Origin of the sequence: Streptomyces sp. NPDC102451 (assembly GCF_044765485.1) — a bacterium.
Classification (GTDB): domain Bacteria; phylum Actinomycetota; class Actinomycetes; order Streptomycetales; family Streptomycetaceae; genus Streptomyces.
Map to the genome: position 1 here is coordinate 141,990 of NZ_JBIWKD010000003.1, position 14,133 is coordinate 156,122.

General features: G+C 72.5%; 7 protein-coding genes and 1 pseudogene. 2 read left to right on the forward strand and 6 right to left on the reverse strand.

Going from position 1 to position 14,133, the window contains the following annotated elements; translation table 11 throughout:
- Positions 1–16: 16 nt before the first annotated feature.
- The gene (guaA, locus tag ACIRD8_RS07595; RefSeq protein ID WP_399996586.1) at positions 17–1,603 is read right to left on the reverse strand and encodes a glutamine-hydrolyzing GMP synthase; all 1,587 of its coding nucleotides are present in this window, start codon (positions 1,601–1,603) and stop codon (positions 17–19) included.
- Between the two features lie 313 nt (positions 1,604–1,916).
- Here guaA and ACIRD8_RS07600 point away from each other — a divergent pair, with 313 nt between their 5' ends.
- Entirely contained in the window at positions 1,917–2,231 is a 315-nt protein-coding gene (locus tag ACIRD8_RS07600; RefSeq protein WP_403987650.1) for a chorismate mutase, read from the forward strand.
- Between the two features lie 345 nt (positions 2,232–2,576).
- On the opposite strand, the pseudogene ACIRD8_RS07605 reads toward ACIRD8_RS07600, so the two are convergent.
- Positions 2,577–4,084: pseudogene (locus tag ACIRD8_RS07605) on the reverse strand (peptidase).
- A 299-nt stretch (positions 4,085–4,383) separates the two neighbouring features.
- Between ACIRD8_RS07605 and ACIRD8_RS07610 the strand changes: the two are divergent.
- Positions 4,384–5,397 carry an LAETG motif-containing sortase-dependent surface protein gene (locus ACIRD8_RS07610; protein ID WP_403987653.1) on the forward strand — a complete coding sequence of 338 codons (1,014 nt, stop codon included), beginning with the start codon at positions 4,384–4,386 and terminating at the stop codon, positions 5,395–5,397.
- 86 nt (positions 5,398–5,483) lie between these two features.
- Here ACIRD8_RS07610 and ACIRD8_RS07615 read toward each other — a convergent pair whose 3' ends face one another.
- The 4 genes from ACIRD8_RS07615 to ACIRD8_RS07630 all read right to left on the reverse strand — a co-directional run bounded on the left by ACIRD8_RS07615 (position 5,484) and on the right by ACIRD8_RS07630 (position 13,959).
- The gene (locus tag ACIRD8_RS07615; protein WP_403987656.1) at positions 5,484–7,331 is read right to left on the reverse strand and encodes a GMC oxidoreductase; all 1,848 of its coding nucleotides are present in this window, start codon (positions 7,329–7,331) and stop codon (positions 5,484–5,486) included.
- Between the two features lie 45 nt (positions 7,332–7,376).
- Complete coding sequence (locus ACIRD8_RS07620; protein WP_403987659.1) at positions 7,377–9,014, reverse strand: succinic semialdehyde dehydrogenase; 1,638 nt, start codon at positions 9,012–9,014, stop codon at positions 7,377–7,379.
- A gap of 238 nt (positions 9,015–9,252) precedes the next feature.
- Positions 9,253–10,971 carry a protein kinase gene (locus ACIRD8_RS07625; protein ID WP_403987662.1) on the reverse strand — a complete coding sequence of 573 codons (1,719 nt, stop codon included), beginning with the start codon at positions 10,969–10,971 and terminating at the stop codon, positions 9,253–9,255.
- Between the two features lie 117 nt (positions 10,972–11,088).
- Positions 11,089–13,959: a protein kinase gene (locus ACIRD8_RS07630; protein WP_403987665.1), complete on the reverse strand. Its 2,871-nt coding sequence runs from the start codon at positions 13,957–13,959 to the stop codon at positions 11,089–11,091.
- Positions 13,960–14,133 lie beyond the last annotated feature (174 nt).

The window sequence follows — 14,133 nt, forward strand, 5'->3', positions numbered from 1 at the left end:
GACCCTGCGGGGAGGGCTACTCCCACTCGATGGTCCCCGGCGGCTTGCTCGTCACGTCGAGCACCACGCGGTTGACGTCGGCCACCTCGTTGGTGATGCGGGTGGAGATCTTCGCCAGCGTCTCGTACGGCAGGCGCGACCAGTCGGCCGTCATGGCGTCCTCGGAGGAGACCGGGCGCAGCACGATCGGGTGGCCGTACGTCCGGCCGTCGCCCTGGACGCCGACGCTGCGGACGTCCGCGAGCAGGACCACGGGGCACTGCCAGATGTCGCGGTCCAGGCCGGCCGCGGTCAGCTCCTCGCGGGCGATGGCGTCGGCCTCGCGCAGCAGGTCGAGCCGCTCCTTGGTGACGTCGCCGACGATACGGATGCCGAGGCCGGGGCCGGGGAACGGCTGGCGCTGGACGATCTCCTCCGGCAGGCCGAGCTCCTGGCCGACCATCCGGACCTCGTCCTTGAACAGCTGGCGCAGCGGCTCGACGAGCTGGAACTCGATGTCGTCGGGGAGCCCGCCCACGTTGTGGTGGGACTTGATGTTGGCGGTGCCGGTGCCGCCGCCGGACTCGACGACATCCGGGTAGAGGGTGCCCTGGACGAGGAAGGCGACCTCGGGGCCGTCCTCCTGGAGGATCTCCAGCTGGGCCTGCTCGAAGACGCGGATGAACTCGCGTCCGATGATCTTCCGCTTCTGCTCCGGGTCGGACACACCGGCCAGGGCGTCGAGGAAGCGCTTCTCCGCGTCGACGACCTTCAGCTTCGCGCCGGTCGCGGCGACGAAGTCCTTCTCGACCTGCTCGGTCTCGCCCTTGCGCATCAGACCGTGGTCGACGTACACGCAGGTGAGCTGGGAGCCGATGGCCTTCTGCACGAGGGCCGCGGCGACCGCGGAGTCCACGCCGCCGGAGAGGCCGCAGATGGCGCGCTTGTCGCCGACCTGCTCGCGGATCAGGGCGATCTGCTCCTCGACGACGTTGGTGGTCGTCCAGGTCGGCTCGATGCCCGCGCCGCGGTAGAGGAAGTGCTCCAGGACCTGCTGGCCGTAGGTCGAGTGCATGACCTCCGGGTGGTACTGGACGCCGTAGAGCTTCTTCTCGTCGTTCTCGAAGGCGGCGACGGGGACGACGTCCGTGGACGCGGTCACGGTGAAGCCCTCGGGGGCGGCGGAGCAGGCGTCGCCGTGCGACATCCAGACCGGCTGCTCGGTGGGCGTGCCCTCGAAGAGGGTGGAGCCGGCCTTGGAGACGGCGAGGGGGGTGCGCCCGTACTCACGTGCGCCGTTGTCGTCGACCGTGCCGCCGAGGGTGGTGGCCATCAGCTGGAAGCCGTAGCACATGCCGAAGACCGGGACCCCGGCCTCGAACAGCGAACGGTCCAGGCTGGGCGCGCCCTCCGCGTACACCGACGAGGGACCGCCGGAGAGGATGATCGCCCGGGGGTTCTTGGCCAGCATCTCGGCCACCGGCATCGTGGACGGGACGATCTCGCTGTAGACCCGGGCCTCACGGACGCGTCGGGCGATGAGCTGGGCGTACTGGGCGCCGAAGTCGACAACCAGGACGACGTCGGTCGTGGTGTCGGGGGCGGCGGGGGGTGCTGCTGGCACGGGGCGGCCTTCCGGCGGTGGAGAGGGGGTCGGTCCTCCCAATTCTACCGGCCGTGGGACATCGCCCCGCCGGGCTCCCGTCTCACGATCCGGGCCCGGCGTGGACCCCGCCCCCGGACGGGTCCATACTTGCTCCCATGCGTCAGCACACGATCTTCGTCTTTACCTATGGCACCCGGCCCGCCGGCTGCCATGGTCGTGCTGCTTGAGCAACTGACAAGCAACGTTCCAGGCGCCCCGGGCCGACAGGCCCGGGGCGTTCTGGCGTTCCGGACCCGTCGCTCCGGGGGCCACAGCCCACCAGGAGTCACAGATGACCAGCACCGCACCCGCTTCCGCCCCCACGAAGACGGCCGCCGAGCGGACCGGCGCGCACACCGACGAGGCCGCGTCCCTGATCGGGGGCGCCCGGACGCGCATCGACGCGCTGGACGACCGGATCATCGGCCTCGTCCAGGAACGGATGGCCGTCTCGGCGGTGATCCAGGAGGCGAGGATCACGTCCGGCGGCCGCCGGGTGAACCTCTCCCGCGAGATGGACGTCCTCAGCCACTACAGCGATGCCCTCGGCAAGCCGGGCACGGCGCTCGCCATGACGCTGCTGGAGCTGTGCCGCGGCCGGGTGTGACGTCCGGCAAGCGGCCGGGTGTGACGTACGGCGAGCGGCCGGGTGTGACGTACGGGAAGGCTGTACGGCCGTACCCGCGTTCGGGCACGGTCTCACCCGTACGGCGCGTGACCGTGCCCCCGGCGGCTTCGTTGGTCCGGGTGTCCGTGCCAGCCAGGGGCGGCAGCGGTAGGAATCCACGCGTGGCTCCGCCGGGACGTGTGGCGTACCTCTGGTACGCCGTGGGACCACGACCCGGCGCGTGTGACCGGGCGGCAGGGGACAGCAGCCCGGTCACCCATGTGCGGCCGGTTCCGGGGACGCCCGGGACCGGCCGCCGAATGGACCCTCTTGAGCGCGGCGGCCTCAGACCCGCTCGGCGCGGCGCCGCGTCGTCGCGTACAGCACACCACCGGCGGCCAGGGCTGTCACCGCGGCGGCGGTGGCCATGAGCGCGACCGAGCCCGTGGAGGCGAGGAAGCCCCCGGTGTCCGTCGAGGCGGAGCCGGACGTGCCGTCCGTACTCCCGCTCGAACCGGCGCCGGAAGACGTACCCGAGGTGCCGGACGTCTGCCCGGCCTCCTGGCCCCCGGTGGCCGCACCCGTGTCACCGCTGGTTGAGCCCTCGGTGGAGCCGCCCGTTCCGGTCGTGCCGTCGGTCGCGCCGCCCGTGTCGGCGGAGCCGGAGCCGTTGAGCACCAGCCGCGCGGTGTTGTCGGCCGGCTTCGGGTCGAAGGGCAGCGCGGGGTCGCTCAGCCGGGTGTTGCGGATCCGGACGGTGCCCTCGGCGTTCGGGACCTGCTCGGTGATCCTCAGGTCGAACGGCAGCGCGGTCTCCGCCCCGTCGCGCACGGTCATCGACGTGTCGCAGACGTAGCGGGGCGCGCCGTTCTGGTCCTCGCGGTAGGTGCCGGCCGCCGTCACGCCCCGGCAGGAGGCCGGCTTGCCGGTGACCACGGCGCCCTCGGGGACCGTGAAGTCGAAGGTGGCGACGGGCTCACCGGACCGGAGGTTTCCGATCCAGGCGGGCCCGTCGTTCCGGAAGCCGATGTCCGCCGTGACGGTCTCCCCCACGGCGCCGTGTGCCGTGCCGCCGACCGCCACGAAGTTCGCGGTGTTCTCCGTACGGAAGTCGGCCTCCTGCTGGTTGTCCCGCGGGTCCAGGTCCGCGCCGCGGGCGGAGGACGTGACCTTCCTCAGGGACAGTGCGGGGCCCGTGCCCCGGGTGAAGGGCGCGCCCGCACGCTGTGCGGAGCGCTGCGCCGCGCCGTCCTCGTGGATGCGGTAGACGAAGGTGTCGTGGAACGCGCGCCCGGTGGCCTTGACGGACAGGGGCTCACCCAGCGTGTAGGTGGCACCCGGTTCGTAGGAGCCCGGGACCGAGCACAGGGCGGTGGCCCAGACGAAGCCGTCGAACGGCTCTTCCCCGGCCTCGCCGTTGTACTCGCAGTTGGCGTAGCGCTCGGGGATGTCCAGTCCGCGCGAGTACATCAGGGTCAGCAGGACACCGTTCGCGGCCGTGGTGCCCTTGTTGGTGAAGGTGATCGGCGCGGGCTGTACGTCGCCCGGCTCGAGCTGCTGCTCGAAGGGGAGCCGCTTCATGACCAGGTCGGGGCCGCCGACGGTCACCTTCGCCGTGAAGGGGGTGAAGGGAGCCCGAACGAGGACTTCCGCGGGCTCCCGTTCTCCGGATACGGGTGCACGGCGGTCTCGGCGGGGCCGCCGAGGGTGAGGACGGGGGTGTCCGCCTGCGCCGGGGCGCCGACGGCGAGCGAACCGGCGGCGAGCAGCCCGGCGGCGGCGAGACCGCCTGCCGCACGGCGCAACGCCGTTCCCGGGGGGAGCAGCACTGTTCTCGGGGAAAGGCGGGTCATCGCGAACCTCGGGGATCGGCGTAGCTGTGTGACTGCTGTGACTTCCGTGACGCGGTACGGGTTCGACCACGCAGCGGTACGAAGAGTTGCTCCGGCCAAGATCACGGATTGAGCACGGTGCCGGGGTGTGTCGAGCGCCACATAAAGATTCTGTGAAACCAGGGACAACCGTTAACCCACTTCACAGGTCATGCATGGCGAACACACCGGCTCGTTCCGTGCCCCACAACGGCAGGCCCGTTCATCCCTTTCAGACGTACCGCTACACGCGCGGTACCACGGACCCGCTGAGGCCCAAGATGAAGCTTCGCCGCACCCTGGCACTCGCTGCCGCCACCGCTGTCATAGGCCCGGTCGTCCTGCTCTCGGCGCCGGCCGCGTTCGCGGACCCCGGGACCACGACGACCGAGAGCCCCTCGGCCACGCCGACCGAGACGGTGAGCGAGACGCCCACCGAAACGGCGTCCCCGGAGGACACCGAGTCCGCCACGCCGTCCGAGACGCCGTCGGCCACCGAGTCGTCCGAGGAGACCGAGCCCGGCACGGCCTCCCCGACCGCGACCGCCACCGAGTCGCAGTCGCCGTCCGCGACGCCGACGCCCACCGCTTCGGAGACCGAGGACGAGGAGGAGGGGGACGAGCCGCTCGACGAGTGCACGCCGCGTCCGCTCGAACTCTCCATCAAGGGTCTCTCCGGCAAGATCGTCCGGGGCAGCGGCTGGGACCGGTTCACCTTCAACGTCTACAACGACTCGAAGAAGACCGTGAAGAACGTGGCGTTCTTCGCGGGCGCCGCCGCCGACAAGGCCGGCGAGCAGCTCTTCACCTCCGACCAGGTCCAGCTCCAGGCCTTCGACGAGGCCGACGGCACCTGGGCCGACCTGAACGACTTCGGCGTCTCGTCCGGCTACGTCGGTGAGACCGACGAGATCAAGCCCGGCTACGAGGTCGACCTCGACCTGCGCATCAAGGTGAAGGCGAGCGCCCCGGTGGGTGCCGGCTTCAGCCTCGGTGGCGGGCTCGTCTTCGGCGAGGACTTCGAGGCCGAGCCGTGCTTCACGGACGTCGCCTACAAGTTCCAGATCGTCGACGCCGGTGGTGACGACGGCAAGAAGCCCCAGGAGGGCGGCAAGATCCCCGCCCCCGCCACGAAGCCGGCCGGCGGCACCACCAAGGTCACCGGCAGCCTCGCCGAGACCGGTTCTTCCTCCACCACTCCGGTGATCGCCCTCGCGGGCGGCGCGGCCGTGGCGCTGGGTGCCGGCGCGATGTTCATCGTGCGCCGCCGCAAGAACGGTGACGCCGCCGCGTAAGGCGCATCACCTGCAGGTACGTGGAGGGGCTGCACTCGGAGGGGGGTGCAGCCCCTTGGCGTTCCCGCGTTCCCGGGTTCCCGCGTTCACATCTTCCTGGCGGCCTTCTTCGGCGGCACCGCGGGCATCCCCAGGAACGGCAGCTTCAGCGCGCCGAACGCCTCCTTCGGCACGGCGGGCGCCTTCGGTTCGACCGCGGCGAGCCGCTCGTACGCCGATTCCTGCGCCGGGCGCGGGTCCGCCTCGCCCTTGTTGGGCCAGAAGGACATCGCGCGCTCCGCCTGCGCCGTGATGGTCAGCGACGGGTTGACCCCCAGGTTGGCGGAGACCGCGGAGCCGTCGACCACGGAGATGCCGGGGTGCCCGTACAGCCGGTGGTAGGGGTCGATGACGCCTTCCTCCGGGCTCGCTCCGATCGGGCAGCCGCCCAGGAAGTGCGCGGTGAGCGGGGTGCCCATCAGCTCCCCGATGTTCGATCCGGCGAAGCCGTTGATCTCCTGGGCGAGCAGGGTCGCGCCCTGGGTGGCCTCGGCGATCTGGGTCGGGTTGGGCGTGCCGTGGCCCTGCCGGGCGGTGAGCAGGCCCTTGCCGACGCCGCCTGGCTTGCGGTACGCGGTCAGCGAGTTGTCCAGCGACTGCATGACGAGACCGATGATGGTCCGCTCCGACCAGCGCCGGTTGGACAGCGAGCGCACCAGGAGCAGCGGGTGCCTGGCCACCTGGCCGAACCAGCTCAGCACCCGGTGGGTGCTGTAGGGCACCTGGAGGATGGTGAGCGCGCCCATCGCGTTGGAGCCCTTGCCGTAGCGCACCGGCTCGATGTGGGTGTTCTCGTCCGGGTGGATCGACGAGGTGATGGCGACGCCCCGGGTGAAGTCGGCCTTGGCGGTGCCGTGCTTCTTGCGGTAGCGGCGGTCGCTGGTCTGCGCCCCCACGAGGCCCTCGGAGTTGGTGCGGGTCAGTTCGCCGAGCCGGGACGACAGCCGGGGCAGCAGCCCCTCGTCCTTCATCGTGTGCAGCAGGGTCTGGGTGCCGTACGTGCCCGCCGCGATGACCACCTTCCGGGCCCGCAGCACGGACGGTGCCGCCTTGCGGCGCCGGTTCGTGGGCACGGTCGACACGCGGTAGCCACCGTCCGGGCCGTCCGTGACGCCGACGACGGACGTCATCGGGTGGATGACGGCACCGGCCTTCTCCGCGAGGTACAGGTAGTTCTCGTTGAGCGTGTTCTTGGCGCCGTGACGGCAGCCCGTCATGCACTCGCCACACTGGGAGCAGGCCTTGCGAGCGGGGCCCGCGCCGCCGAAGTAGGGGTCGGGCGTCTCCCCGCCGGGCTTCGCGTGCGCCGTGCCGTCGGCGTCCTGGCCGTCGCCGAAGAAGACCCCGACCGGGGCGAGGTGGAAGCTGTCGCCGACGCCCATCGTCTCGGCCACGGCCTTCAGGTGGACGTCCGCGGGGGTCATGCTCGGGTTGAGCCGCACCCCGAGCATCCGCTTCGCCTGGTCGTAGTACGGCGCCAGCTCGGCCTTCCAGTCGGTGATGCCCGCCCACTGCCGGTCCTCGAAGAACGGCGCGGGCGGCACGTACAGGGTGTTGGCGTAGTTGAGGGAGCCGCCGCCGACACCCGCGCCGGCCAGCACCATCACCTTGCCCAGCAGATGCACGCGCTGAATGCCGAACAGGCCGAGCGCGGGGGCCCACAGGTAGTTCTTGATGTCCCAGGAGTTCTTCGGGAGCGTGGCGCGCGTGAAGCGCCGGCCCGCCTCCAGGACGCCGACCCGGTACCCCTTCTCACTCAGCCGCAGGGCCGAGACCGCGCCGCCGAAGCCCGAACCGACGACGAGGACGTCGTAGTCGTACGCGTCGTCGTACGTGTCGTCGTCCGCCTGAGCGGACAGGGCGGCCTGATTCTGGGCAGGGCTGTCCTGGGACATGGCTCTCCTCGGTACGAAAAGGGCAGGTAAGGGGTGCTGAGGGGGTCAGCGCAGCCGGAAGGCCTTCATCGCCTTGAGGCTGCGGCTCATGAAGGCGGCGTACTTCTCGTCGTCCATGCCGAAGGACGGAGCCAGGGGGATGAGCCGCTGCTGGGCGACCGTCTGGGCCTCGGTGTACTTCAGGATGCCCTCGGAGCCGTGCCGCCGGCCGAGACCGGAGTCCTTCATGCCGCCCATGGGTGACTGGACGCTGCCGTACGCGGGTGCGTACCCCTCGTTGATGTTGACCGTGCCGGTCCGCAGCCGCGCGGCGACGCGGTGGCCGCGCCCGGCGTTCTTCGTCCAGACACTGGAGTTGAGACCGTACGGGGTGGCGTTGGCGAGGGCCACGGCCTCGTCGTCGTCGCCGAAGCGGTAGATGGAGACGACGGGGCCGAAGGTCTCCTCGCCGCAGACGGCCATGGGCGCCTCGACGCCGTCGAGGATCGTCGGCTCGTAGAACAGCGGGCCGATGTCGGGCCGGGCGACGCCTCCCGCGACGAGCGTGGCGCCCTTCTCGACGGCTTCGGCGACGTGTCGGCTGACGGTCTCCAGCTGCCGCTCACCGACGAGGGAGCCCATGTCGGCGCCGTACGCGAGGGAGTTGCCGAGCCGCATGGCCTTCGTGCGGGCGGCGAAGCGCTCCACGAAGTCGTCGGCGACCGACTCATGGACGTACAGCCGCTCGATGGAGATGCAGAGCTGCCCCGCGGAGGAGAAGCAGGCGCGGACGGCGCCCGCGGCGGCCTTCTCCACGTCGGCGTCCTCCAGGACCAGCATGGCGTTCTTCCCGCCGAGTTCGAGGGACACGCCGACGAGCCGGGCGGCGGCGCCCTGGGCGACCTCGCGGCCGGTGCGGGTGGAGCCGGTGAAGGAGACGTAGTCGGCGCGGCTGACGACCTCGGGGCCGACGACGGGACCCTCGCCCAGGACGACCTGGAACACCTCGGCGGGCAGTCCGGCCTCGATCAGGAGGTCACGGGCCCACAGGGCGGTCAGCGCGGTCTCCGTGTCGGGCTTCATCACGACGGCGTTGCCGGAGACGAAGGCGGGCAGGGCGTCGCCGACGGAGAGTTCGAGCGGGTAGTTCCAGGGGGCGATCTGACCGATGACGCCGCGCGGCTGGCGCAGCTCGGTGACCTTGGTGAGGGTCGGGACGACGCCGGTGTGCCGCCTGGGCTTGAGGTACGAGGCGGCCTTGCGCCCGTAGTGCCGGGCGGCGACGGTGACGGCCTGCACCTCCTCGTGGGCGTGCAGCCGGGCCTTGCCCGTCTCCAGCTGGATGAGGTCGAGTACCTCGGACTGGCGCTGCAGGACCAGGTCGTGGAAGCGGAGCAGCACGGCGGCCCTGGCCCGGACCGGCGTCGCGGCCCAGGCGGGCTGGGCGGCGCGGGCGCGGTCGAAGGCGGTGGCGACGTCCTCGGGGGTGGACTCGGGCAGGTCGGCCAGCTTCTCCCCGGTGAAGGGGCTGTGGTTGGCCGTGCGGCCGGAGCCGATGACGTCACGGGTCAGCTGGGCGATCACCTCGGGTGTGACCACGTCGGCGGCGGTGCGCGCGCCGGCCGGGGCGGCGGCCACCGGATTGGTGCCGACGCGGGCGCCGGAGGCGGCGGAGGTGGTCGTGGAGGCCTGCGAGTCCGTCATGAGGGCGAGAGTATGTCCACCCGCCCACTTTGGGTACCCGTGGGTAACAGGTTTTCACAGAGCCCACCAGAGAGCCGGACCACTCCGGGCTATACAGCCAGTGATCACTGGCGGAATAACCGCTGATCAGGGGCGATCCGTCGTCCTTCACGCGGCTGGGCGTCAGGAATGGTGAATCTTCAGCCGTTCGGCTGCCCCGGGGTGACCCGCACGGGGCACCCGGGGCGGGTGAGGCGCCTCAGTCCGTCTGCTCGGGCGGCTCCCAGCCGCGCAGCATCGTGTCGAAGAGCTCCCGGGTCTCGGCCCAGTCCTCCTCGGGCCCCGTCATGTAGAACGCGTACTCCGGCCCGCCCGCCTCGGCGAAGTACATCTGGTCGATGCCGTGGCGCGGGCCGGGGAAGCTCTTGGACTCGACCCAGGTGAACTCCCAGACGGAGCCGGGGCGGTCGCGGAAGATCTTCTCCTCCAGCGCCAGCCGTTCGTACCCCGGCAGCCGCTTGGCCAGGTCCTTCTCGATGCTCTGCATGTGCGCGTACGAGTTGGTGAAGTCGGGCTGCGGATCGAGGCTGATCCGGATGCGGTGCGCGCCGTTGTCCGGGGTGTAGTCGATCTGGCCCTCGTTCAACTGCCGCTCCCAGCCGTCCGGCACGACGATGCTGAAGCCCTCGGGGTCGTCGACCCGCTTCCAGCCGTCGGGGACGTCCTTCGAGGCCTGGTCGGCCGCCTCGGCCTCGGCCTTGTCCTTGGCCTTGTCCTCGGCCTTGTCCTCGGCCTTGTCGGCGTCGTCGTCGGCATCGGCGGCGGAGCCGGAGGGGGCGGGCGCCGGGTCGGCGGCCTGTTCCACCCCGCCTCCGGTGGTGCCCCGGCCGTTGTCCGCCGTCTTCATCGCGACCAGGCCCGCCGCCCCGCCGATCAGCGCGGCCACCGCCACGACGAGCAGGACGGTGCGCCACCGCCCCCGGCCACCGCTCCGGGTGGCCTGCCCCGAGGTGTACGGCGGCTCGGCGGGCGGCGGCAGGGGCTGGGCGAGCTGGGCGGTGGAACCGTCCGGAGCGGAGAAGGCGCGCAGGTCGTCCTCGGAGACCCGCTGCGTCGGGACGTGCGCCTGCGCGGCACGGGGCCTGCGCCCCTCCATCGCGTCCAGCAGCATGCGCTCCGTCTCCTCGGCCGTCGGCCGGTCCGCGGGGTCCTTGCGCAGCAGGGCGATGATCACGGGTGCCAGCGCGCCGCCGTGCAGCGGCGGGGGCGGCTCCTCCGTGACGACGGCCTGCATGGTGGAGATGGGGGACGTGCGGCGGAAGGGCGAGCTCCCCTCGACGGCCGTGTAGAGCGTGGCGCCCAGCGACCAGAGGTCGGAGGCGGGGCCCGGGTCGCCGCCGCGTACCCGCTCGGGTGCCAGATAGTCGATGGAGCCCACCAGTTCACCCGTCCTGGTGATGGTGGAGTCGCCCTCGATCGCGGCGATCCCGAAGTCGGTGAGCAGGACCTGGCCGTCCCGGGCGAGCAGGACGTTGGCCGGCTTCACGTCCCGGTGCAGGACACCCGCGGCGTGGGCGGCCCGCAGGGCGCCCAGCACATGGAGGCCGATCCTGGCCGCCTCGCGCGGCTCGACCTCCCCCGACTCCTTCGTCGCGTCGGCGAGCGAGGGCCCGTCGACGTATTGCATGACGATCCAGGGGCGGTTGTCGTACTCGATGACGTCGTGGACGGTGACGACACCCGGGTGCGTGATCCGGGCCGCCGCGCGCGCCTCCTTCTGCGTGCGGGCGTGCAGGACGGCGCGGTCCGCCTCGGCGACGTACAGCCCGGCGGTCAACTCCTTGACAGCGACGGTCCGGTGGAGCACCTCGTCCTGGGCGCGCCACACCTTGCCCATACCGCCTCTGCCCAGGACGTCACCCAGTCGGTACCGCCCGGCCAGTACGATCCCCGCGTTCGTGCCCTGCGCGTGTTCCACGTGTGTCCTCGCCCCGTTCCTCGGTACGCCAGGGTACGGAGGGGAGGCGGTGCCACGTAACCTCGCATCGCTCACGAGACCGCACTGTGATGCTTGTCGCGTTTCGCTGTTGCGCTGTCAGGAACCCACGCGGTACGAGGAGATGGCCTGCGCGTAGATCTCGGAGATCTTGTCCCGCTCGTTCTCCGGGCCGATGACCTGCACGATGTGGTACCTGCCGTCCACGATCATGACCAGGTTACGGACGTACACCTGGCGGCCGTTGCTCTCCTGCCAGGTGAACTGCCCCTCAGCCATGGCCTGTCGGCCGACGTCGACCCGGCGCAGGCCCGTCGAGGTGGCCCAGCTGGACTCCCGGAACGGCTTCAGCTCGGGTTCCGCCGTCCGCTGGTAGTCCAGCGGGTCGCTCCCGTTGGCCTTGACGGTGTCCCGTCCGGGCACCACGAGCACGGTGAACCCGTCGCTGCCGTAACGGACCTGACGGTCGGAGCCGGCCGGACTGCGCTGCCAGTTCTCCGGTACGCCGATCTCGAAGCCCTCGGCGTCCTTGCGCAGCTTGTATCCCGACGCGAGGGCGACGGCGGAACGGCTGGTCTGCGGCTTCTCCGATCCTGAGGAGCCGGAGGATCCCGAGGAACCCGACGAAGCCGATGCCGACGGCCCGCCGGACGGGCTGTTGCCGGGGCCCGGGTCGGCCGGTGCGGAGCTGGAGGGCGCCGCACCCGTCCCCGTCCCCGACTCGGGCATGAACAGCATGGCGTAGGCGACGGCGGCGGCCATCAGCAGCAGGATCAGGACCAGCAGCAGCCGTCCCAGCCGGCGCGGCGCGCGGCCACCGGGCTTCGGCTGGCGCAGGACCTTGGGCCCCTTGGGCTCGCGGGGCGTGCGCGGCGGCTTCTCGTACGCCTGCTCACGCTCGTACGTCTGCTCACGCTCGTACGTCTGCTGCTGCTCGCGGCGCTGCGGCTTTCCCTGGCGGTGCCGGCCGTGCGCGGCACCGCCACGGCCCCGGCGGCGGCGCACCAGCTCGCCCCGTCGGCGTACGACCGGAAGGCGGGCGGCGTCGGCGGGCGGCAGCGTGACGATGTCGGAGCCGGCCTCGGGCTCAGGCGCCGAGCGCACGAGGGAGCGCAGCCAGCCGCGCAGCTCCTCGAAGTCCGGCCGCTCCGTGGGGTCCTGACGCAGCAGCGACTCGACGACGGGCCGCAGCGGGCCGCACTCCTCCGCGAAGGCCGGCGGCTCGCCGCAGACCATCTGGACGAGCTCGGCGGCGTTCTCCTCCGGGTACGGCGCGTGGCCCTGCACGGCGCGGTAGAGCAGCGCACCGAGCGCCCACAGGTCCGTGGACGGGCCGATGGGCGGGGCGAGCTGCCAGTTGTCGTGGACCGGGCCCGCCTGCTCGGGCGCCCACCGCTCGGTGACGGCGCCGACCACGGCGATACGGGCCTGCCGGGCGCGTTCGGCGGCGAGGGGGGTGGCCGGGCCGCGGTAGGCGGGGGTCTCACCCCGCCCGGCGACGACCTCGTCCCACCCTCCGGCGGGCGTACGGGCTGCCACCGGCTGCGGCAGCCGGTCCCGCCGCTCCACGGGGCCGCTGCCGAGGCGCCGGGAGTCGGCGCGCAGCGCGTCCTCGCCGGAGCCGCCCGCCCCGCCCGAACCGCCCGCGGGTACGGGGCGGCCGGCGCCCGGGCCGTCGTCCCAGGTGCCGGCGAGGTGGACACGCCGGCCGGGGGGCGTGGGACCGGGTCCCTCGTCGTCGTCCTCGCCGTCGTCGTCATCGTCGTCGTACGTGTAGGTGTACGGCGGATACGTGTCGTCGGCCGCCCTGCCCCAGCCGCCGGGCAGCTCGGGCCGTCCGGGGGCGGGAGAGGCGGCCGGAGGCGCGGCCGGGTCCTCGCGCCGCTCCGCCTCGGGGGCGTCGTCGCGGTCGTGCTCCGCGCGCTTGCGCTCCTCGCCCGCGCGGGCCGCGGCGCGGGCCCCCGCGCGGTAGGCGGCGATGGCCCCGGCACGGGCGGCGCGCAGCTGGGCCGCGCTCCCCGCGCCGGGCTCGGCCACGGGCAGGGAGGGGGACGGCGCCACCTCGATCTCGGCACGGGGGCCGGGGGCCGGGACGCCGTCGGTGGACGCCCTGGGAGCGGGCAGGGCCTCCGGCGCGGACAGCCCCTCGGGGCCGGGCAGGGCGGCGGCGTCCGGCCGGAACGACGCCGGGGGCGCGTACGGACCGGACCCGACGGCCGGGGTCTCGTACGGCCCGGGCTCCACGGCCGGGGTCTTGTACCGCCCGGGCTCCACGGCTTCGGTTTCGTACGGGTCCGGTTCGGCGGCCGGGGGTTCGTACGGGCCGGTGGGGCCCGATTCGACCGCCGGGGGCCCGTAGGCGTTCTCCTCGTCCGGGTCCGGGTGCGGCGCCGGGACGTATCCGCAGAGCGCCTCCTCGGCGGCGCCCGCGGCGAGCCCCGTCAGCACGACGCGGCCGTCGTCGCAGACCAGCACCGTGCGGACCGTGATGTTGCGGTGCGTCCAGCCGTGCGCGTGCAGCACCCGCAGGGCCGTGAGCACGTCGGAGCCGATCTCGGCGGCCCGGTAGGGGTTGAGGGGCCGCTCCGCGAGGAGCGCGGCGAGCGGCCGGGCGGCGACCAGCTCACTCACTATCCAGAGCGATCCCGCCTCGGCGAACACGTCGAAGACCTGGTCGAGGCGCGGATGGTCGGGGACCTGGGCCGCCGCCTGCGCGGCCTCGATCGCCCGCCGGACCGCGGGGTCCGTGGGCCGCCGCACCGTACGCCCGGTGGCGCGCCTGGCCGAGGGCAGGCCGTCGGCGTCGAGCACCTCCGCGTCCACGACCTCCGGCAACGGCACCTGCCGCACCAGGACTTCCTGTCCGCTGTACGTGTCGAAGGCCCGCGTCTCGACCAGCTCGAAGGCGTCGGACGGGGGCAGCGGAAGGCGGTAGCGGTCGGCAAGCACCCGACCCGCATAGTCGTCCACGACGCCTCCCCAGAGCGCGCTGTCCCCCGGTCACCGAGACCGCATGAATCCGTCAATGGCGGTCACTTGCTGTGCAATTGACCCACCATTCCGGCTGCGTACGGTCCTCGGCCTCTCACAATACGTGGCAAGTCCCGGCCGCGCGGCCGTGTCACGGCAACCCGGCCGCCCGGT

Excerpts from the sequence above, each read along its gene's own strand:
- ACIRD8_RS07615 (WP_403987656.1), bottom strand. The coding sequence starts at position 7,331 with ATGTCCCAGGACAGCCCTGCCCAGAATCAGGCCGCCCTGTCCGCTCAG.
- ACIRD8_RS07600 (WP_403987650.1), top strand. The coding sequence starts at position 1,917 with ATGACCAGCACCGCACCCGCTTCCGCCCCCACGAAGACGGCCGCCGAG.
- ACIRD8_RS07610 (WP_403987653.1), top strand. The coding sequence starts at position 4,384 with ATGAAGCTTCGCCGCACCCTGGCACTCGCTGCCGCCACCGCTGTCATA.
- ACIRD8_RS07620 (WP_403987659.1), bottom strand. The coding sequence starts at position 9,014 with ATGACGGACTCGCAGGCCTCCACGACCACCTCCGCCGCCTCCGGCGCC.